The organism is Candidatus Binataceae bacterium, assembly GCA_035650475.1.
Taxonomy (GTDB): domain Bacteria; phylum Desulfobacterota; class Binatia; order Binatales; family Binataceae; genus JAKAVN01.
Map to the genome: position 1 here is coordinate 328,400 of DASRHP010000006.1, position 20,640 is coordinate 349,039.

General features: G+C 66.1%; 16 protein-coding genes. 10 read left to right on the forward strand and 6 right to left on the reverse strand.

What is annotated here, in order from left to right; genetic code table 11:
• Positions 1–73 precede the first annotated feature (73 nt).
• Positions 74–1,036 (forward strand): LLM class flavin-dependent oxidoreductase, encoded by a 963-nt coding sequence (locus VFB33_04160; GenBank protein HZO80867.1) that lies wholly within the window; start codon positions 74–76, stop codon positions 1,034–1,036.
• Between the two features lie 47 nt (positions 1,037–1,083).
• Here the strand turns inward: VFB33_04160 and VFB33_04165 are convergent, their stop codons facing one another.
• Positions 1,084–3,135, reverse strand: a complete 2,052-nt coding sequence (locus VFB33_04165) for an ATP-dependent helicase (protein HZO80868.1) — start codon at positions 3,133–3,135, stop codon at positions 1,084–1,086.
• Between the two features lie 128 nt (positions 3,136–3,263).
• Here VFB33_04165 and VFB33_04170 point away from each other — a divergent pair, with 128 nt between their 5' ends.
• Positions 3,264–3,638: a rhodanese-like domain-containing protein gene (locus VFB33_04170; protein HZO80869.1), complete on the forward strand. Its 375-nt coding sequence runs from the start codon at positions 3,264–3,266 to the stop codon at positions 3,636–3,638.
• Between the two features lie 42 nt (positions 3,639–3,680).
• Here the strand turns inward: VFB33_04170 and VFB33_04175 are convergent, their stop codons facing one another.
• On the reverse strand, positions 3,681–4,313 hold the full coding sequence (locus tag VFB33_04175; protein ID HZO80870.1) for a class I SAM-dependent methyltransferase: 633 nt from the start codon (positions 4,311–4,313) through the stop codon (positions 3,681–3,683).
• Entirely contained in the window at positions 4,310–5,035 is a 726-nt protein-coding gene (locus tag VFB33_04180; protein HZO80871.1) for a metalloregulator ArsR/SmtB family transcription factor, read from the reverse strand. Before VFB33_04180 ends, VFB33_04175 begins: the two co-directional genes overlap by 4 nt.
• Before the next feature lie 52 nt (positions 5,036–5,087).
• Between VFB33_04180 and VFB33_04185 the strand changes: the two genes are divergently transcribed.
• Entirely contained in the window at positions 5,088–5,912 is an 825-nt protein-coding gene (locus VFB33_04185; GenBank protein ID HZO80872.1) for a sterol desaturase family protein, read from the forward strand.
• On the forward strand, positions 5,909–6,886 hold the full coding sequence (locus VFB33_04190; protein HZO80873.1) for a VTT domain-containing protein: 978 nt from the start codon (positions 5,909–5,911) through the stop codon (positions 6,884–6,886). Before VFB33_04185 ends, VFB33_04190 begins: the two co-directional genes overlap by 4 nt.
• A gap of 8 nt (positions 6,887–6,894) precedes the next feature.
• On the opposite strand, the gene msrA is transcribed toward VFB33_04190, so the two are convergent.
• From msrA to VFB33_04205, 3 genes are read right to left on the reverse strand one after another with little or no spacing between them, the layout of a single operon-like run.
• The gene (msrA, locus tag VFB33_04195) at positions 6,895–7,452 is read right to left on the reverse strand and encodes a peptide-methionine (S)-S-oxide reductase MsrA (GenBank protein HZO80874.1); all 558 of its coding nucleotides are present in this window, start codon (positions 7,450–7,452) and stop codon (positions 6,895–6,897) included.
• Entirely contained in the window at positions 7,452–7,928 is a 477-nt protein-coding gene (locus tag VFB33_04200) for a universal stress protein (protein ID HZO80875.1), read from the reverse strand. Before VFB33_04200 ends, msrA begins: the two co-directional genes overlap by 1 nt.
• A 51-nt stretch (positions 7,929–7,979) precedes the next feature.
• Positions 7,980–10,325 carry a plasma-membrane proton-efflux P-type ATPase gene (locus tag VFB33_04205; protein ID HZO80876.1) on the reverse strand — a complete coding sequence of 782 codons (2,346 nt, stop codon included), beginning with the start codon at positions 10,323–10,325 and terminating at the stop codon, positions 7,980–7,982.
• Between the two features lie 163 nt (positions 10,326–10,488).
• Between VFB33_04205 and VFB33_04210 the strand changes: the two genes are divergently transcribed.
• The 6 genes from VFB33_04210 (at position 10,489) to VFB33_04235 (ending at position 20,539) form a co-directional block, all read left to right on the forward strand.
• Complete coding sequence (locus VFB33_04210) at positions 10,489–10,941, forward strand: universal stress protein (protein ID HZO80877.1); 453 nt, start codon at positions 10,489–10,491, stop codon at positions 10,939–10,941.
• An 87-nt stretch (positions 10,942–11,028) separates the two neighbouring features.
• On the forward strand, positions 11,029–11,340 hold the full coding sequence (locus VFB33_04215; GenBank protein ID HZO80878.1) for a hypothetical protein: 312 nt from the start codon (positions 11,029–11,031) through the stop codon (positions 11,338–11,340).
• 115 nt (positions 11,341–11,455) lie between these two features.
• Positions 11,456–14,581 carry an efflux RND transporter permease subunit gene (locus VFB33_04220; GenBank protein ID HZO80879.1) on the forward strand — a complete coding sequence of 1,042 codons (3,126 nt, stop codon included), beginning with the start codon at positions 11,456–11,458 and terminating at the stop codon, positions 14,579–14,581.
• A gap of 287 nt (positions 14,582–14,868) precedes the next feature.
• On the forward strand, positions 14,869–17,994 hold the full coding sequence (locus VFB33_04225) for an efflux RND transporter permease subunit (GenBank protein HZO80880.1): 3,126 nt from the start codon (positions 14,869–14,871) through the stop codon (positions 17,992–17,994).
• Positions 17,991–19,160, forward strand: a complete 1,170-nt coding sequence (locus VFB33_04230; protein HZO80881.1) for an efflux RND transporter periplasmic adaptor subunit — start codon at positions 17,991–17,993, stop codon at positions 19,158–19,160. Before VFB33_04225 ends, VFB33_04230 begins: the two co-directional genes overlap by 4 nt.
• Before the next feature lie 14 nt (positions 19,161–19,174).
• Entirely contained in the window at positions 19,175–20,539 is a 1,365-nt protein-coding gene (locus VFB33_04235; GenBank protein HZO80882.1) for a TolC family protein, read from the forward strand.
• Positions 20,540–20,640 lie beyond the last annotated feature (101 nt).

Here is a 20,640-nt window from a genome sequence, read left to right on the forward strand (position 1 = left end):
CGGTGGTCCGCTATGGTACTATCCAGCCAAACCGGCGGCGCCATAGTTGCGCTATGGCCAAGGGGAGTTTCACGTGAAACACGTCAAGATCGGGGTCGGTTTCGGGTTATGGCGGCTGGGGATGCCCACCGCCGAGACCATCGCGCACGTCGCCGAGAAAGCCGAAGAATGGGGCCTCGACTCCTTCTGGCTCTCCGACCATCTGCTCTCGCCCTCGCCCGAGCTCGACGTGGTCGCGACCTTGGCCGTCCTGGCCTCACGCACGACCCGGATCAAACTCGGCCCCAGCGTGCTGCTGCTCAACCTGCGCCATCCGCTGCTCGCGGCGAAGGCGTTCGCGACGCTCGACTACTACTCGCGGGGGCGGATGGTGATGGCGGTGGGGACGGGCGCGAACCTGACCGACTACGCCGTGACCGGCATCCCGGCCGAGGGGCGTGGGCGGCGGCTCGACGAGGGGATCGAGGTCCTGCGCAAGGTATGGACCGAGCCCAGGGCCAGCTACCACGGCCGCTATTACAACTTCGACGACGTGACCTTGGAGCCGCGTCCGGCGCGTCGCACCAACAACGACTCCGGCACCATCGACATCTGGGTCGGCGGCAAGTCGGACGCGGCGCTGCGGCGGACCGCGCGGCTTGCCGACGGCTATTTCGCCTCATTCCAGGCGCCCGAGGAGTTCGCGCGTAATATGGCGACGGTGCGCCGCTACGCCGCCGAGTGTGGCCGCGCCAACGCCCGCATCGAGTCGGGCCTGATCCTGCTCTGCCGGCTGGGCGCCTCGCGCGAGCGCGCGCGCCAGGAGCTGGAACCGGTGGTGCGGACACTCGGGCGCGGCGGCGAGCAGTTCCTGACGCGCACGCTCTGCGGCTCGCCCGACGACATCATCGAGCGGCTCGCCGAATACATCGCGGTTGGTCTCGACAAGTTCGTGCTATGGCCGGTGGCGGAGCCGCAGGCCTGGGCCGGCCAGGTCGAACTCATCGGGCGCGAGATCGCGACCCACTATACGCGCCTGGCCCAGGCCGCGGCGTAGGCAAGCGCGCAGCTCGCGCTCTCCTGCAACGCCGCGCGGCGCGGGTCCTACGCGGGCGGTTCGCCTTCGTCGGCCTCCTGAAGCGCGGCGGTCGGCAGCACCTCAGCCGGGACATCTTCCAGAAAGCGCGATACGCGGCCGACCGTGTGCCCCATCGCGCGGTCGAACATATAGATCGGATACGAGATGTAAAGTTCGTCGCGCGCTCGCGTGCTCGCCACGTACATCAGCCGGCGCTCCTCCTCGAGCTCCTCGGGGCCGACGCTCTGCGGGCCGGGGAAGCGGCCGTCGGCAGCCCAGATCAGAAACACCACCCGCCACTCCAGTCCCTTGGCCGAATGGATCGTGCTGAGCGTGACGTAGCCCTCGTCGGGCTCGACCGCGAGCACGTCGCCGAGCGAGTCGCTCGGTGGCTCGAGCGCCATGTCGGCGAGCATCGATTCGAGGCTGCGATAGCGTTGCGTGATGGTATGGAAGTGCTCGAGGTCGCGCTCGCGCTTTGGGTAATCGTCAGGGTAGTTCTCGCGCATCAGCGGCAGGTAGTACTCCAGCGTGCGCGCGACCTGGCCGGCCGGACGCGCCTCGGGCTCCGCGCGCATCGCGGCGAGCAGCTCGGCGAGTCGCGCCGCGCCGACCGCGGCGTCCGCCGCGCCGCCGCGCATCTGGCGGACGCCCGCTCCGCGGGCGACGGCTTGCGCAGCCTTCTTCAGCGCCTCGCCGGGATCAGGCGCGGCGACGATCTCGTCGATCAGCCGCTCGGCGCGGCGATGGCCGATCCCTGGCACCAGCATCAGCACGCGCAGCCATGACACGGCGTCGGAAGGATTGGCGAGGACACGCAGATGGGCAAGGACATCCTTGATGTGGGCGGTTTCGATGAACTTGAAGCCGCCGCGCTTGATGAACGGGATGTCGCGGCGCTGGAGCTCGAGTTCGAGATCGAAGGAATGGAAGCTGGAGCGGAAGAGCACCGCAATCTCGCCCAGCCCGACGCCCTGCTCGCGCAGCTCGAGGATGCGCTGGGCGACGAAGCGCGACTGCATGTGCTCGTCCTGCGCGCGCACGAGCAGCGGGCGCAGCCCGTCGCCGCGGCGTTCGGCGGCGAGCACCTTGGTGTATTTCTCGGCTGCGCGCGCGATCACTTCGTTGGCGACGTCGAGGATGCCCTGGAGCGAGCGGTAGTTCTGTTCGAGCTTGACGACGCGCGCGCCGGGGAACAGCGCGGGGAAGTCCATGATGTTGCGGAAGTTGGCGCCGCGGAAGGAGTAGATCGATTGCGCGTCGTCGCCCACCGCCATCACGTTGTGATGGGTCGCGGCGAGCAGGCGCACCAGCTCGGCCTGGATCAGGTTGGTGTCCTGGTATTCATCGATCATGATGTAGCGGTAGGTGTCGCTCAGCCGGCGGCGGATGTGCTCGTGCTGCTGGAGCAACTCGGCCAGCCGGTAGAGCAGGTCGTCGTAGTCGAGCAGGGCGCGCTCGCGCTTGTAGACGTCGTAGGCGGCGGCCAGGCGCAGGATTTCCTCGCGATGCTCGGCTAGATGGGGAAAGTCGTACTCGATCTCGTCACCCAGCTCGCGCCGCTTGTTGCGCGCCATGCTGATCGCCTCGACCAAGGTGCCCTTTTTCGGGAAGCGCCGCTCGCGCGAGCCCAGGCCCATCCGCATGCGGAGCAGGTTGACCACGTCCTCCATGTCGGAGCGGTCGAGGATGGTGAAGTTGGGGCGCAGCCCGAGCGCGCCGCCGTAGTGACGCAGCGTGAGGTTGGCAAATGAATGGAAGGTGCCGCCGGCGACCGCGCGCGAGCGCTCGCCGACCAGCTGCTCGACCCGGCGCAGCATCTCCTGCGCCGCGCGACGGGTAAACGTCAGCAGCAGGATCGCCCCCGGCGGCACGCCGCCCTCAATAAGCCGCGCGACGCGGTAGATCAGCGTGCGCGTCTTACCCGAGCCGGCACCGGCGACCACCAGCAGCGGACCGTCGCGGTGGGTGACCGCGGCGAGCTGCGCCGGGTTGAGCAGCTCGGCGTACTTGATCCTGAAGGCGCGCTCGTCAGGCTCGGCGCGCGCGCTGCGCAAAAGGATAACCTTGTCGGCCACGGCGCGACGATCTTATCATGGCGGGGTGTCGATTTTAGCCGCCGCGCGATCCTCTCGGGCGGCGCCGGAGCAAGATCCGGCCAAGAGGTGAGGCTATGGCCCTCAAGCTGAAGAAGACGGTCAAGCAGATGCTCGCGGAGGCCAACGCCGAAGTCGAAACCGTCAACGCTGAGGATGCGCTCAAACTCAAGGACGATCCCAACGTGGTCTTTGTCGATATCCGCGACGTCCGCGAGCTCGACCGCGACGGACGTATCCCGGGCGCCTTCCACGCGCCGCGCGGGATGCTGGAGTTCTGGGTCGATCCCGAGAGCCCCTACTACAAGGAGATCTTCGGCTCGGGCAAGAAGTTCCTCTTTTTCTGAGCGGGCGGAGGACGCTCTGCGCTGGCAGCGCAGACTCTGCAGCGGATGGGGCTGGAGCCGGTCTGCCATCTGGGCGGCGGCTTTCGCGCATGGAAGGCGGCGGGCGGCCCGGTCGAGGGCGGCAAGCCGCAGCCGTAGCGCGGCATCAGCCGGGGACGGAGGCCCAAGCGGCTGTTCGGGTCACTCCGGGCGTGCGCGAATCACGAAGTGGTAACGCAGCGGCTTGAGCCGTTCGGCCTTGAGGCCGAAGCGCTCCAGACGCTTTGCCGCCTCAACGACGGTGTAGGTGTGCTCGCGCGGCGGGCCGACCGGGCGCTCGACGCTGGCCTCCCAATCGGCGATCAAGATCGCGCCGCCCGGCTTGAGCAGGCCTATCATCTGGCGCGTCGCCTCGTCGCTAAGCTCGTGCAGGACGTTGACGACCAGGATCCGGTCGGCGGCGCCCTTTATCGTATCGATTGCATCCGTATGCAGCGGCTTTAGATTCCTGAGTCGGCCGGCGGCCGGCTTGGCGCGCAGCAGTTCAAGCATCCTCGGCTGCTCGTCAAGGGCGATTACGGTCAGGTCCGGGCGCTGCTCGGCGAGCGGCAGCGCGTAGGCGCCGGTGCCGGCGCCGAAATCGACCACTACGCCGCCGGGCGGCGCGTCGAGCATCGCGATCAGCCGCGCTGGCGGCAAATACTCGAAGCGCTCGGGCTCGTCGAGCAGCGCCGCGCGCGCCGGATCGAATGCCTCGGGCTGCCTGGCGCCGTGGCGTCCGTGGCCGTGATGGTGGCCGCCGCAGCGGTCATCGGGTTCGTGTTTTCCGCTCATGAGCCTTCGTACCCGTGCCCGTCCCGCTGCGAAACCGCTCCGGTGTTCGCCACAGACTCCACTGGCAAGCCCGCAGCTTTCCACTCTGGGTATCCATCTTCCAACCGGAAAGCATCAAAGCCGCGCCGGCGCAGTTCAGCGACCGCCTCGTAGGACAATACGCAATAGGGGCCGCGGCAGTAGGCGACGATCTCGTGCTCGCGGGGCAGTTCGCGCATCCGGCGCTTGAGCTCGCGCAGCGGCAGGTTGAGCGCGCCGGGCAGATGGCCGGCCGCGTATTCCTCGGCCGGACGCGTATCGATCACGGTAACCAGTCCGTCGCGCATGCGCCGCAGGAGCTCCCTGCGCGAGACCGGTTCGAGGCTGTCGCGCTCGCGAAAATAGCTGTTGAGCACCTTTTCGACCGCGCCCACGTTGCGCTCGGTAATCCGGCGCAGCGCGCCCAGCAATACCACGGTCTCCGCGTCGGCGAGCCTGTAGAGCACGCGCTTGCCGTCGCGGCGCGCCTCGACCAGCCCGGCGCGGCGCAACTGCTGGAGATGCTGCGAGGCGTTGGCGACGCTGAGCCCGCCCATCGCGGCCAAGTCCTCGACGCTGCGCTCGGTTTGCGCGAGCAACTCGAGCAGTTCCAGGCGATGGGCCGAGCCGAGGCTGCGGGCGACTGCGGCCAAGTGCTCGAAAATCTCGCGTTTGGGATTCTCGCTTGACACTGCGTTGGTCACCCCATAAGCTTATTCAAGACATTAATTGAATCTTTGATTCAGGTCAACCACGATGCCTGATGAGCCGCTCATCCGGCTTGGCGCGTTTATAGCCGTTCTCGCCGCGATCGCGTTATGGGAGGCCGCAGCGCCGCGCCGCGCAAGATCGTACGCGAGGTTTCGCCGCTGGCCGAGCAACCTGGCGATCGTGGCGTTGAATACGGCGCTTCTCAGAATTCTCCTCCCGGTCAGCGCGGTGGGCCTGGCGCTGGCCGGCGAAAGCCACGGCTGGGGCCTGCTGAACAATCTGCCCATTTCTTCCTGGGCCAGGATCGTCGGGGCGGTAGTGCTGCTCGATGCGGTCATCTACCTCCAGCATGTGATGTTTCATGCGGTGCCGGCGCTTTGGCGCGTGCATCGGATGCATCATGCGGACCTCGACTTCGACGTGACCACCGGCGCGCGCTTTCATCCGATCGAGATTGTTCTCTCGATGCTGATCAAATTGGGCGCGGTCGCCGCACTGGGGACTCCCGCCTCGGGCGTGCTCGTCTTCGAAGTTCTGCTCAACGCGACGTCGATGTTCAATCACGGGAACGTTGGCGTCCCAATCCAGGTTGATCGTTATCTGCGATGGTTCGTCGTCACGCCCGACATGCACCGCGTTCACCATTCGACCATGCTCAGGGAGACCAACAGCAACTTCGGCTTCAATCTGCCGTGGTGGGATCGATTGCTGGGCACTTATCGCGACCAGCCCGCAGGCGGCCATCTGGGAATGACTATCGGCATCGAGCAGTTCCGCGACGCGCGGGAATTATGGCTCGACCGCATGCTGCTCCAGCCGTTTCGCGGCCGCGCCGGGGCCTACGCGATTAGCACGAGGAACGCGGCATGAAACGAGGAGGCAATTTCATCGTTCGAATCTCTTTGCTCGTCCTGTTGGGCGGGGCGATCGGCTGGCTCGCGTTCCATCGCCAGTTTCTCGAAAGCGCCACGTTGGCGCGCGAACTGCAGCGGTTTGGGCGATCGGCGCCGCTCCTGTTCATTGCCATTTATGCCCTCTCAACGGTTCTTTTCGTTCCGGGATCGGTGCTCACCATCGCCGGCGGCGCCTTGTTCGGTCCGGCATGGGGCGCGCTGTGGAACCTGATTGGCGCCACCCTGGGCGCGACGCTGGCCTTCGTGATCGCCCGCTATGTCGCGGCGGACTGGGCCTCGGCGCGCGCCGGCGAAGGATTGGCTCGGCTGATACGCGGGGTAGAGGAGGAAGGATGGCGCTTCGTGGCGTTTGTCAGACTCGTCCCGCTGTTTCCGTTCAACCTTGTGAATTACGCATTCGGATTAACGCGAATCCGCCTGGGAGAATACATACTTACCTCGTTCGTGTGCATGGCTCCGGGCGCGATCGCCTATACCTATCTTGGCTACGCCGGCCGCGAAATTGCCGCCGAAAGCGCGGATGCGATCCGCAATGGGCTCATCGCGCTGGCTCTGCTAGCGGCCATCGCCTTCCTGCCGCGGCTGGTTCGCCGGCTTAAGGCACAGCGCTTCATCGAGGCTGCCGAACTGAAGCGTCGCCTGGCCGATGGCGACAAGACTTTGCTTATAGACGTGCGCACCGCGGAAGAGTTCCGCGGGCCGCTCGGCCACATCGCGGGCTCGCTCAACATTCCCATCGCCGAGCTATCCGGAAGAATCCGCGAGCTGAGCGGATACCAGCGCAAGACCGTGATAACCGTCTGACGAACCGCGCGGCGCTCGGCGAGCGCTGCGACGCTGCTCTCGCAGGCGGGCTTTAAGGAAGTATCGGTGCTGCGTGGCGGGATGGAGAACTGGAATAAGATGGACTATCCAGTCGAGCGCAACTAGATTCCGCCTCAATCCGATTCCACCGTTTTCGACTTCAGCAACTGCTGAAAGCTCTTGTGCAGCTTGGCCAGTTTCGGATCGATCACAACCTGGCAGTACGGCGCCCATCGGTTGTTGCGATAATACTCGCGGTGGTAGCCCTCGGCGGGATAGAAGGTCGCGAGCGGAACGACCTCGGTAACGATCGGATGCCCGGACCCGAGCACCTGGTTCAGCTCCCCGATGAACGCTTCGGCCTGCCGTCTCTGATCTTCGGTCGCATACATAATCGACGAGCGGTACTGGGTTCCGACGTCGGCGCCCTGGCGGTTGAGTGAGGTCGGGTCGTGGGTAGCGAAAAAGACCGTGAGCAGATCGCGGTAGGAAATCTGCGCGGGGTCGAACTCGACGCGCACGACCTCCGCGTGCCCGGTGGTTTCGCTGCATACCTGCGCGTAGGTCGGGTTGGCGGTCGTGCCGCCGGCATAGCCGGGCATCACAGACAGCACGCCCCTCAGCCGCTCGAACACGGCTTCCGTGCACCAGAAGCATCCGCCGCCGAATACCGCGACTTCCCTTCTGTCCATCAGGCCTCCGATCTTGCTCTGCGCGTCGCCGCAGCGCGCCGCGGCGCGGGCGGCGCCGCGCCCGGGCGTATTGTGAGCACTGGGCAGGGCGCCTCGCGGACCACGCTCTCTGCCACGCTGCCAAGCACCAGATGCTTCAGCCCCTTGCGCCCGTGGGTTGCCATCACAATCAGGTCGGCGCCCCAGCGCTCGGCCGCGCGCAGGACCTCAAACGCGGGCGCGCCGCTGCGCACGTGGGCCTCCCAGTTGGCACCGGCGCCGACTTTCTCGCGCACGAGCCGCTCGAGTCGGGTGCGCGCGGCGCCCTCCAGCTTGGAGAAGTCGAGCGAGACCTCGGGGCCGGACGGGATCGCAACGACGTGCAGCACGTACAGCGCGGCGCCGCGTTCGCGGGCGAGCTCGGCGGCGATCTTCAGCGCCGTCACGGAGTTCGCGCCAAAATCCACCGGACACAAAATCCTACGGAATTTAATCATCCGTCTCACCCGACGCGCACGGGGGCGAACCTTGCGCCGCGCCGACAAATTTCATAGCGCATTGCGCAGCCGCCGCAGAAGCGCGACCTTCAGAAAATCAAGCCCCGCCAAATAGAGCAAGCACGCGAGCAGCAGCGCGCCGACCAGCGCCGCCGGCACGGCCGCCATCAGGACTCCGCGCACAGCCGCGGCGCTGACCACGATAATGTCGGCGACCGAGGCTATCAGCAGCCATCGGCTGGGCATCGAGCTCCAGAAATGGCGCCGCTCGCGCACGAGATACACGGTGCCTTGCCCGGTGAAGACCAGGGTGAGGAAGACCAGGGTCTGAAGCTGCGCCAGCGGCAAGCCGAGCGCCTCGCGCGCGAACAGGAACACTCCAAAGGACAGGACGAGGATGAAGCTGCCGAGCACGAACCCGGCGCGCATCAGGCGTGCGATATGCCAGCGATCGGGAGCGGTCGAGAAACCCACGCGGTCGGTTGCGATCGACATCGTGACGAAGTCGTTGGTGAACAGTAGCAGCACGATGAGCAAGGGCGTGATGATGAACGTCCGGGTCAGCATCACGCCGAGGCTTAGGAACAGCGCGATCTCGACCGTCTTGATGATCTTGTTCAGCGTGTAGGTCAGCATCCGCTGATAGATGCGCCGGCTGGTCTCGACCGCGGCGGCGATGTCGCCCAGTCCGGGATTAGTGAGCACCAGACTAGCCGCCGCCTTGGCGACGTCGGTGGCCGAGGCGACCGCGATTCCGACCTCGGCCTGCTTGAGCGCGGGCGCATCGTTGACGCCGTCGCCAGTCATCCCGACCACATGGCCGGTCTCCTGCAACGCGCGCACCAGGCGGAACTTGTCTTCGGGAAAGACGCCGGCAAAGATCGCCGATTTGAGCGCTCGTGCGCCGCCGCGGCGCAGCGCGTCGGCGGAGCAGATCTCGCCCTCGATGGCGACCGCTTTGGCCACGGCGCGCGCGGTTGCCGGCGTATCGCCGGTGATCATCAGGACGCGCACACCGAGCTCGCGCAGCCGGCGGATGACGCCGGCCGAGTCAGGGCGCGGTGGATCTTCCAGCGCGATTAGGCCAACGATACGCAACGCGTCCTCGGCTCCGGCGGCCACCGCCAGCACGCGATAGCCGCCCGCGGCCAGGCGCGCGAGGTCGGTCTCGAGCGAGGCGGGCGGCGCGACCGCACGCGCCACCACGGCGCTCGGCGCACCCTTGAGCGCGCGCCACTCCTGGCCGTCATGGCGGACGATCGCCTCGGCCAGCTTGGTCGCCGGATCGAAGGGGACAAAGCGCAGACGCGGCGGAGCAGCGAAGCCACGACGAGCAGCGAAAGAGAGAATCGCGATGTCGATCGGATCCTGAGTGGCATCATCGCTCGCGGCCGCGGCAAAGCGCAGCAGCTCGTCTTCGGAAAATGGCGCATACAAATGCAACGCGGCGAGGGTCAGGTGGTTTTGGGTGATCGTGCCGGTTTTGTCGCTGCACAGCACATCCATCGCCGCCGCTTCTTCGATCGCTCCCAGCCGTGTCACGAGCACTCCGCGCGCGGCAAGTTCGAGCGAGCCGAGCGCGGTGGCAAGGGTAAAGGTGGCCGGTAGCGCGACCGGCACCGCGGCGACGAGCAGGATCAGCGCGAACGGCAATACGTCTGCGAACGGCAGTCCGGCGATGCAGGCATACAGCAGCAGCGCCGCCACCAGCGCGCCGTCCATCACCACCATGTACCTGACGATGGTGAAGATCACGCTTTGGAGGTGGCTCGCCGTTTTCGCCTCGCGCACGAGTTCAGCGGTTCGCCCGAAATACGTGCGCGCGCCGGTTGCGGTGACTTCGCCGCCCGCCTCGCCGCGCTTGACCAGGGCGCCGGCCCGGGCAGCCGCGCCCGGACCAGCGTCCACCGGCACTGATTCGCCGGTCAGTGCCGACTGATCGAGCTGGATTGCGCCGTCGGCGAGGCGGACGTCGGCCGGCACGAGATCGCCCATCCGCAAATGGACGAAGTCGCCAGGAACCAGCTCCTCGGCCGGTACCATCCGCCACGCGCCGTCGCGGAGCACGCGCGCCTCGACCACGAGGCGTTTGCGCAGGAGCGCAAGCGCGTCGTGCGCGCGCTTCTCCTGGAAAAAGCTGAGCGCGGCATTGAACAGGAGCAGGCCGCCGATGATCAGCGCCTCGAGACCCTTGCCTAGGATCAGTTCGAAGACGGTCGTTGCCTCAAGCATCCACGGCACCGGCGCCCAAAACTTGGCGAGGATTTCCAACAGGAGGTGGGGCTTCTCCTCGGCGACGGCGTTGGGTCCATACTTCGCCAGACGCCGGCGGGCCTCTTCGGTACTCAGGCCGCGGGGCGCAGCGCCGGCCGCTGACACTTGCGCTTCAATGGCCATGGTGCGCTCGCGCCAGCGTCCGGCAGTCTCGAATTCGACAGAAATTCATCAATTCGCAACTTTACCCTCTCGCGCTGAATATAGTGTAGCCGCGCGTCGTCTATGGCACCGCAGGCTTGATCCGCCGCGGGTTCAGCGGTGGGGGAAAGGATTGGCCGCCGTTGTGCCAGAGTTCGGCAAATTCCGGAAGATTCTGTGCCCCATCGACTTCACGCAACATGCGCTGGGCGCGCTGGCCGTCGCGCGCGACCTCGCGCAGGACAACGGCGCCACGCTGCATCTGCTCCATGTGGCGCGCGTCCCGTCGCGGGATATGGACGTGCCGCTGCCCTTTGGCGCGGACCCCAGATGGGAGCGGGCGGCGCGGCGCAAGCTCGAGCGGATGGCCGCCGAGCGGCTCCAAGGCATGGTCGCCTATCAGATCCACGTGGTGAGCGGCACTCCGGACGTCGACGTGCTGCGGATGGCCAAAGAGCTGGATGCCGACCTGATCGTGATGGCGACGCATGGGCGCAAAGGCCTAAGCCATCTGGTGCTCGGCAGCGTGGCCGAACGCGTCGTGCGCGAGGCATCCTGTCCGGTGCTCACGATTCGCAGCGGCGGCAAGCCGCGGTGATTGCGAAGGTGCGGCGCGCGGGGATAGAGTGAAAGATTGATGTCGAACGTCCGCGGTGCGAGGTTTCCCTGGCTGCTCGGTGCGCTGGTGGCGCTCAGCCTGACCGTGGTGGCGCCGCGCACTCGCATGCACCATCTTTCCTTTTCGCTCAGGGCTGCCCGCGCGCATCACCTTGTGACGCATCGCACGCTCGTCGACCAGGGCGACAGCCGGCTCGACGCGTCAATCGATAGCGCGCGGCGCGCCATACCTCCCGGCAATACGCTTGAGATTTCCTCGGCCGCGCAGTTCTCGGTACCGGCGGCGCGGCTGTCGCGCGAACCGGCACGGCCGCGGCTGTTGCGACGGTTGCGAATGGCGCCGGCAGAGCCCGGCGGCGGCGCCGATCCTCTGAGCTAGCCAACTTCCACATGAGTGCACGCTGCGCGCGCGGTGTGACCGGACCGGCCACCGACGCGGGTGTGTGCGGTGGCGTCTGCACACGGCCGACGCCGTAACTCCGTGAGGTTGTGGTATGCCTTCGTTTTCCTTGCGCAATCCCCACACGGTGATCGTGGGGGCGTTGATCATATCGATCCTCGGCCTGACCGCGTTCGCGCGGATGCCGGTGGACGTCTTCCCGCCGCTGCACATTCCGGCGGTGGTGGTGGCGACCTTCTATCCGGGGATGCCGCCGCTCGACATCGAGCGCGACATCACGACGCGCTTCGAGCGCTTCTTCACCCTGGGCAGTGACATCGAGCATATCGAGTCGCGCTCGCTCCCCGGTGTGAGCATCATTAAGGTCTTCTTCCATCCCGGGGTTGATCTTGGCGCCGCAGCGGCATCGCTGGGCGACCTTGCGATGGCGGATTTGCGCCATCTTCCGCCCGGCACGCTGCCGCCGCTGGTGCTGAAGTCGGGCGCCTCGTCGCTGCCGGTGGTGCTGGTGACGGTCTCGGGCAAGGGCTTCAACCAGACCGAGCTGCACGACCAGGCGCAGTACAACATCCGCAACTGGCTCGCTACAGTGCCCGGCGCGTCGGTGCCGCCACCGTTCGGCGGCAAATACCGCCAGATCATGGTTTATCTGGACCGCGACGCTCTGCAAGCGCACGGGCTGACGCCGATGGAGGTGGTGCACGCGCTCAACCGGACCAATCTGATTATCCCGGCGGGCGATGCCAAGATAAGCACGCTCGACTACTTCGTATACACGAACTCGATGATTGCCAACCCGGCCAACATCAATGACGTGCCGGTCAAGGTCGGCAAGGACGGCGCTCCAGTATACGTGCGCGACGTTGGCCACGCCGAGGACGCGGCGCAGATCCAACAGAACATCGTGCGCATCAACGGCCAGCGCTCGGTCTATATTCCGGTGCTCAAGCAGTCCGGCGCCAACACCATCTCGATCGTCAACGGCACCAGCGCGGTGCTGCCGAAGATCACCGGGATGCCGGCGGGGATGAAGCTGCGCGCGATCTTCAGTCAGGCGACCTACATCATGAACGCGATCGAGGCGCTCGAGCACGAGGCGGTCTCCGGAGCGGTGCTCGCCTCGCTGATGATCCTGATCTTCCTAGGCAGCTTCCGCTCGACGTTTGCGATTTTTCTCTCGATTCCGCTGTCGATCCTGGCGGGCGCGTTCGGCCTGCTGATGTCCGGCGCGACGGTCAACATCATGACCCTCGGCGGCTTCGCCCTCGCCATCGGGCGGCTGGTGGACGATTCCACCGTGGTGCTCGAAAACATCAACCGCCACCTGGCAGAGGGCAAGGAACCCAGGCGCGCCGCCCGCGAAGGAGCCGAGGAAGTTGCGCTGCCCGTCCTCGCCTCCACTATCACCACCATCATCGTGTTTTTCCCGGTGATGTTCCTTTTCGGAGTGGCGAAGTACCTGTTCAGCGCGCTGGCGCTGGCGGTGGTGCTGTCGATGCTGGCTTCATACGTGGTCGCGATGAGCGTGATCCCGATCTACTGCGCGCGCTTTCTGACCATTGAGTCGGCGCGCGAGGGCGAGGAAGGCGCGGCGCATGGGCCGTTGGGATGGTTCATGCGCGCCTACGAGCGGCTGGCCGTAAGCTACGAGGGCTGGCTGCGCCGCGCGCTCGATCACAAGAGCGCTGTGATCGGAGCGGTCGCCGCGCTGTTCGTGGCCAGCATCGCGCTCTATCCGCGCATCGGCACCGAGCTGTTTCCGCGCACCGATGCCGGCCAGTTCATCATCGACTACCACGCGCCGGTGGGGACCCGGATCGAACTGACCGAGGCGCTGACCGCGAAGATGGAGGCGGCGGTACGACGGGTGATTCCACCCGCCGAGCTTTCAACGATCGTCTCGAACATCGGGCTGGCGCCAGGGTTTTCCTCGATCTATTCGTCCAACGCGGCTTCCGACTCGGGCTTCATGATGGTCGCCCTGAAGCCGACCCACAAGGTTTCGACCTTCGTTTACATCGAGCGGCTCAAGAAGCTGCTGCCGCAGGCGGTTCCCGAGGTGCGCACGTTCTTCACCTCCGGCAGCATTATCGATTCAGTGCTCAACTTCGGCCTGGCCGCTCCGATCGACGTCCAGCTCAGCGGCCAGACCTACCGGGAGCTGTTTCCGCTGGCGCGCGAGGTGCAGAAGACGCTGCGTTCGGTGCCCGAGGTCGCCAACACTTTCATCCCGCAGGAGTCCGATTATCCCACGCTGCGCATCAAGGTCGATCGAGTCAAAGCGGCGCGCCTGGGTCTCGACCAGCGGGCAGTTGTAACCAACGTGATCACGGCGCTCACTTCCAACGAGATGATCGCGCCGTCGATCTGGATCGACCCCAAGTCGGGCAACGACTATTTCCTTACGGCCCAGTATTACGAGCCCGAGATCAAATCGCTCGCCACCTTGGAGAACATCCCGGTCGCGGTGGCTCCCGGCGTTGAATCGCGCCGCCAGTCGCTGATGCTGCGCGACGTCGCGACCATCGTGCCCGAGCGCCATCCGGCCGAGGCCGACCACTACGACATCCAGCGCGTGGTTGACGTGCTGGTGGCGCCGCGCACGCAGGACCTTGGTGGTACTCAGAAAGCGGTGCTGGCCGCGCTCGCCAGCCTCCATCTGCCCAAGGATGTCGGCGTCGATCTGCGCGGCTCGGTCGCCTCGATGGAGAAGTCGTTTTCCAGCTTCGGCTTCGGCCTCGGGATGGCGGTGGTGCTGTTGTACCTGGTGATGGTGGCGCAGTTTCGTTCCTTCCTCGACCCTTTCATCATCATGTTCGCGGTGCCGATGGGGCTGATCGGCGTAATGTGGACGCTGTATCTGACCGGCACCACGCTCAACATCGAATCTTTCATGGGAATCATCGTGATGGTCGGCATTGTGGTTTCCAACTCGATTTTGCTGGTGGACTTTGCCAACCAGCGCCGGCGTGAAGGCCAGCCGCTGCGCCAGGCGGTTGTGGAATCGGCGCGCATCCGGATGCGCCCGATCCTGATGACAGCGCTGGCCACGGTGGTTGGGCTGATGCCGCTGGCGCTGGAGTTGGGCGCCGGCTCCGAGGCTTCGGCGCCGCTGGCGCGCGCGGCGGTGGGCGGGCTGGCGGTTTCGACCGTGCTGACCTTGTTGCTGGTACCGGCGGTGTACGAGGCGTTCTACGCGCGGCGCGAGAGTCACGGCTAGCACGCACAGATGCGGAGGAGCTTGATGCCCCCGTTGCAGGGAGAAGCAGGGATGCAGTCACAGCTTGCTTTTCGAACTAAAACTTGCCGGTTGCTGGGCCGCTGGGTGCTGAGTAGACTTCGAGCCGGTTGGGGGGCCGCAGACACATGGATTGATCTCGCCGGACCGTTCCCTTCCTGGCTCGCCGCATGGGTCGGCGGCGGCGCGCCCCGCCGCGCCGGTTTTCGCGTGGTCCGCGGGACGAAGCGAGTCTTCTTGAATCGGCCCTGCCCCGCGAGGTCACACAGATGGCAGGCTTCTCGCTGCGCAATCCCCACACGGTGATCGTGGGGGCGCTGATCATATCGATCCTCGGCCTGACCGCGTTCGCGCGGATGCCGGTTGACGTCTTTCCCCGGCTCAACATCCCGGCGGTCGTGGTTGCGACCTTCTACCCGGGGATGCCGCCGCTCGACATCGAGCGCGACATCACCACCCGTTTCGAGCGCTTCTTCACCCTGGGCAGTGACATCGAGCATATCGAGTCGCGCTCGCTGCCCGGCGTCAGCATCATCAAGGTGTTCTTCCATCCCGGGGTTAACCTCGGCGCGGCCGCTGCATCGCTGGGCGACCTTGCGATGGCGGACCTGCGTCACCTACCGCCTGGCACGCTCCCGCCGCTGGTGCTGAAGTCCGGTGCCTCGTCGCTGCCGGTGGTGCTGGTGACGGTCTCAGGCACAGGTTTCACGCAGTCCGAGCTGCGCGACCAGGCCCAGTACAACGTGCGCAACTGGCTGGCCACCATCGAGGGCGCGTCGGTGCCGCCGCCATTCGGCGGCAAGTACCGCCAGATCATGGTTTACCTGGACCGCGACGCCTTGCAGGCGCGCGGGCTGACGCCGATGGACGTGGTGCATGCGCTCAACCGCGCCAACCTGATCATCCCGGCGGGCGACGCCAAGATAGGCGCGCTGGATTACTTCGTCTACACCAACTCGATGATCGACAACCCGGCGAACATAAATGACGTGCCGATCAAGGTTGGCCTGGGACAGGCGCCGGTGTACGTGCGCGACGTTGGTCATGCCGAGGACGCGGCCCAGATCCAGCAGAACATCGTGCGCATCAACGGCCAGCGCTCGGTCTATATCCCGGTGCTCAAGCAGGGCGGCGCCAACACGCTCAACGTGGTCGATGGCATCGAGCGCGTCCTCGGGCACGTCACCGGGATGCCGGCCGGGATGGGGTTGCGCGCGATCTTCAGCCAGGCGACCTACGTGCGCGCGGCGGTCACGGCGCTCGAGCACGAGGCGGTCTCCGGCGCGGCGCTCGCCTCACTGATGATTCTGATCTTCCTCGGCAGTTTCAGCTCGACGTTTGCGATCTTCCTGTCGATCCCGTTGTCGATTCTGGCCGGTGCGTTCGGCCTGATGATGTCCGGCGCGACCATCAACATTATGACCCTGGGTGGCTTCGCCCTCGCCATCGGGCGCCTGGTCGATAACTCGGTGGTGGTGCTGGAAAACGTCAATCGCCATCTGGCCGAAGGCGCGCCGCCGGCCGAGGCGGCGCTGCGCGGCACCGACGAGGTCGATCTGCCGGTGCTCGCCTCGACCCTGACCACGATCATCGTGTTCTTCCCGGTGATGTTTCTCTTCGGCGTGGCCAAGTACCTGTTCGGTGCGCTGGCGCTGGCGGTGGTGCTCTCGATGCTCGCCTCGTACGTGGTCGCGGTGACGGTGATCCCGATCTACTGCGCGCGGTTTTTGACCACCGAGTCCGCGCGCGCGGCCGACGCGGGCGCCGGCGCCGGCCCGTTTGCCCCGTTCATGCGCGCCTACGGGGGCTTCGCTCGCCGCTACGAGCATTGGTTGGAGGCCGCGCTCGACCACAAAGCGCGGGTGATCGGCGCGATCACGCTGCTGTTCGTCGCCAGCATGGCGATCTATCCGTGGATCGGCACCGAGCTGTTTCCGCGCACCGACGCCGGCCAGTTCATCATCGACTACCGCGCGCCGGTCGGCAGCCGCATCGAGCTCACCGAGTCGCTGACCGAGCGGATGGAGGCGGCGGTGCGCCGGTTGATTCCACCCGCCGAGCTTTCGACGATCGTCTCGAACATCGGGCTGGCGCCGGGCTTCTCGTCGATATACTCGCCCAACGCGGCCGCTGATTCGGGTTTCATGATGGTCGCCCTGAAGCCGACCCACAAAGTTTCGACCTTCATTTACATCGAGCGGCTCAAGAAGCTGCTGCCGCAGGCGGTGCCCGAGGCGAGCACCTTCTTCACCTCCGGCAGCATCATCGATTCGGTGCTCAACTATGGGCTGGCGGCGCCGGTCGACGTCCAGCTCAGCGGCCAGACCTACAAGGAGCTCTTCGCGCTGGCGCGCGACGTCGGGGAGGCGTTGCGCGCGGTGCCCGAGGTCGCCAGTGCCTTCATCCCGCAGGAATCGGGCTATCCGACGCTGCGGATCAAGGTTGACCGGGTCAAGGCCGCGCGGCTGGGACTCGACCAGCGCGACGTGGTAACCAACGTGATCACGGCGCTTACCTCCAACGAGATGATCGCGCCCTCGATCTGGATCGATCCCAAAACGGGCAACGACTATTTCCTCACCGCTCAATACTACGAGCCCGAGATCAAATCGCTCTCCACCCTGGAGAACATTCCGGTCGCCACGGCGGCCGAACGCCATGCGCGAAGCGACGCCCTGACGCTGCGCGACGTCGCGACCATCGTGCCCGAGCGCCATCCGGCCGAGGCCGACCACTACGACATCCAGCGCGTGGTTGACGTGCTGGTCGCGCCACGCACCGACGACGTCGGCGGCGCGCAGAAGGCGGTGCTGGCGGCGCTCGGCAAACTGCGGATGCCCTCCGACGTGCAGGTTGCGCTGCGCGGCTCGGTGGCGGCGATGGAGAAGTCGTTCTCCAGCTTCGGCTTCGGTTTGGGGATGGCGGTGGTGCTCCTTTACCTTGTGATGGTGGCGCAGTTCCGCTCCTTCCTCGACCCGCTGATCATCATGTTTGCCGTGCCGATGGGACTGATCGGCGTCATGTGGACGCTGTATCTGACCGGCACCACGCTCAATATTGAATCGTTCATGGGGATTATTGCGATGGTTGGGATTGTGGTTTCCAACTCGATTCTGCTGGTGGACTTCGCCAACCAGCGCCGAAACGAGGGCCAGCCGCTGCGCCGGGCCGTAGTCGAGGCCTCGCGCATCCGGATGCGTCCGATCCTGATGACCGCGCTGGCCACCGTGGTCGGCCTGCTGCCGCTGGCGCTGGAGGTGGGCGCCGGCTCCGAGGCTTCGGCGCCGCTGGCGCGCGCGGCGGTAGGTGGGCTCGCGGTTTCGACCGTGCTCACTCTGTTGCTGGTGCCTGCAGTGTACGAGGCGTTTTACGCGCGGCGCGAGGTGACGCGATGAAGCGCTCGGGGGGCATTGCACTCGCGCTGGCGGCGCTTCTGATGGCGGCGGTTGCCGCACTGGTCGGCGGATGCGATCGGGCCGAGTCCGACACCCCGCCCGTACAGCAGCTCCCGCGAGTGGTGGTCATCCGGCCGCAGCGCGGCGAAGCGGTGCGCTCGCTGACGTTGCCCGGCGACGTCGTCGGCTATTTCCAGTCGGCGCTCTACGCCAAGGTCACCGGCTACCTCAAGCAGATCTTCGTGGACAAAGGCGACCGCGTGAAAAAGGGCCAGGTGCTGGCCGAGATCGAAGTGCCCGAGCTGCGTGAGCGCCTTGACCGCGCGCGCTCCAACCTCGAGATCCAGCAGCTCACCTATAACCGGCTCGACCGGGTATGGAAGAGCGACCCGCGGCTGGTCGCCCGCGAGGACGTTGATATCGCCTACAGCAAGTTCCAGCAGGCCAAGGCGCAGGCCGACGAGCTGGCGGCGATGGTGAGTTACACCCGGATCATCGCGCCGTTCGACGGCATCGTGACCGAGCGCTTCGTCGACCCGGGCGCGCTGATCAAGGCCGGCGGCCAGGGCGGGGTGAGCGCGCCGATGGAGGGGACGGCGCGGGCGGGCGGAGTGGCGGCGCCGGTGGTGAGCGTGGCCGATATCGAAAAGCTGCGCATCTACGTCTATGTGCCGCAGGACACCGTGAACTACATTCGCCGCGGCCTGCCGGTCACGGTCACCTTCCGTGAATTGCCCGGTCGCGTGTACCACGCCAGCGTCACCCGCTTCGCCCATTCGCTCGATCTCGCCACACGCACGATGCTGACCGAGATCGACCTCGACAATCCTAGGCGCGAGATCTACCCCGGGATGTACGCCAACGTGGTGCTCGACCTCGAACGCCATCCCAATGCGATCAAGCTGCCCGATAGCGCGGTTGGCAATTCATCCGACGGCGCGCACTTCGTGCTGGTGGCCCGCCACGGGCGTCTGGTCCGCGTGCCGGTCACCGTCGGCATCGACACCGGCATCGATGTCGAGATTACGAAGGGGCTTACGGGTGACGAGGAGGTTGTGCAAACGGTGTCGCCGGCTTTCAGCGCGGGCGAGCGAGTGCAAGCGGTGCTCGACAACGGCTACCGCCTGAGCTGGCAGGCCGCGCTCGCAAAGCCCAATTCCAATTGAGCGGAGACAAAATCATGGTGCTCAAGCTTGAGCGTGCGCTCGGCGTCGCGCTGTTGGGTCTGTTGCTCGTACCCGCGCGCGCGCTGTGGGCGATTTCGATGCCCACGCCCGGCCAGCGATTGGCGCTGGGCGACGCGATTCAGCTCAGCCTGGAGAATCATCCGCGGCGGATGGCTGCGCGGTCCGAGGCCGGCGCGGAAGAACAGCGGGTGGCCGAGGCGCAGGCGGCGATGCTGCCGCAGGTTTACGGCATCGCCCAGTACCTTGGCGCGACTCAGAATGGCATCGACGGTACGAACTACCTCAACCCGGGCTTCATTCCCCGCCACAGCGGCGCCGGCGGCGAGCCGCAGGCGTGGTCGCTGAAAAACAATTATCTCGGCGGCGTTGCGGTTTCGCAGTATCTGCTCGATTTCGGTCGCGTGCGCGGGCAGATCGCCGAGCAGACAGACAATGCCGACGCCGCCCAAGCGCAGCTCAAGCTCACCGATCTCGACCTGGTCTTCGAGACCTCGCAGCGCTACTTCGCGATGCTGGCCGCGACGGAACTGGTAAAGGTTTACGGGGAGGCGATCACCGAACGCAAGGAGCAACTTCATGAATCGCAGGTCAAGGCGCAGGCTGGCCTGACCTCGCAGATTGACGTCTATACCGCGCAGGCCGAGCTCGCGCGCGCCCGCGTGCAGTTGCTCGACGCGCGCAACAACGTGGCCAAGGCAAAGGCCGCGCTGGACAACGCGATGGGCCTCGGTATCGCGGCTCCGGATTACCGGCTCGCCTCAAATCTCAACTACAGCGACGTCAGCGGATCAATCAAAGATTACTTCACTACCGCGCTGCGCCTGCGGCCGGATCTGCGCGCGCTGGAGGACGAGGCGCGCGCGGCCGGTGCGCGCATCACCGAGTACCGCAGCGACTTTCTGCCCACAGTCAGCGCAATCGCTGGCTACAGCGCGATCGGCAGCGGCCTGCCGGCGATCAACAATTACGATGTCGGTGTCACCATCACCTGGCCGATCTTCAACGGGATGCTGACCACGCATCAGGTCGAGGAGGCGCGCCTGCGTCGCGAAGCGATCGAGCACTCGATTACCGACCTCCGCCAGCACATCCTGCTCGAAGTCAAGACCGCCTTCCTCGACTGGCAGACCGCGCTCCAGCGGATTCATCAGGCCGAAGTCACGCTGAACGCCGCGCGGGTCGAGTTAGAGCTTGCCCAGAAGCGTTACACTGCCGGGCTTGGAAACATCATCGAGCTCACCGACGCCGAGCGCTTCTTCATCCAGGACAAGGCGGCCTACGTCGATGCGCTCTACACCTTCGCGGTCGCCAAGGCAGGGCTGCAGCGAGCCACGGGCGAGTCGCTCGAAGGCCGCTGAGCCGGCGCCGCCCGCGGCTGCTGCGTACGCAGCGCCAATCCAATAAACGACAAACCGAGTGTGACGTGAGAGTGGCGGACCGGAAGGCGCATCGCCCCTTG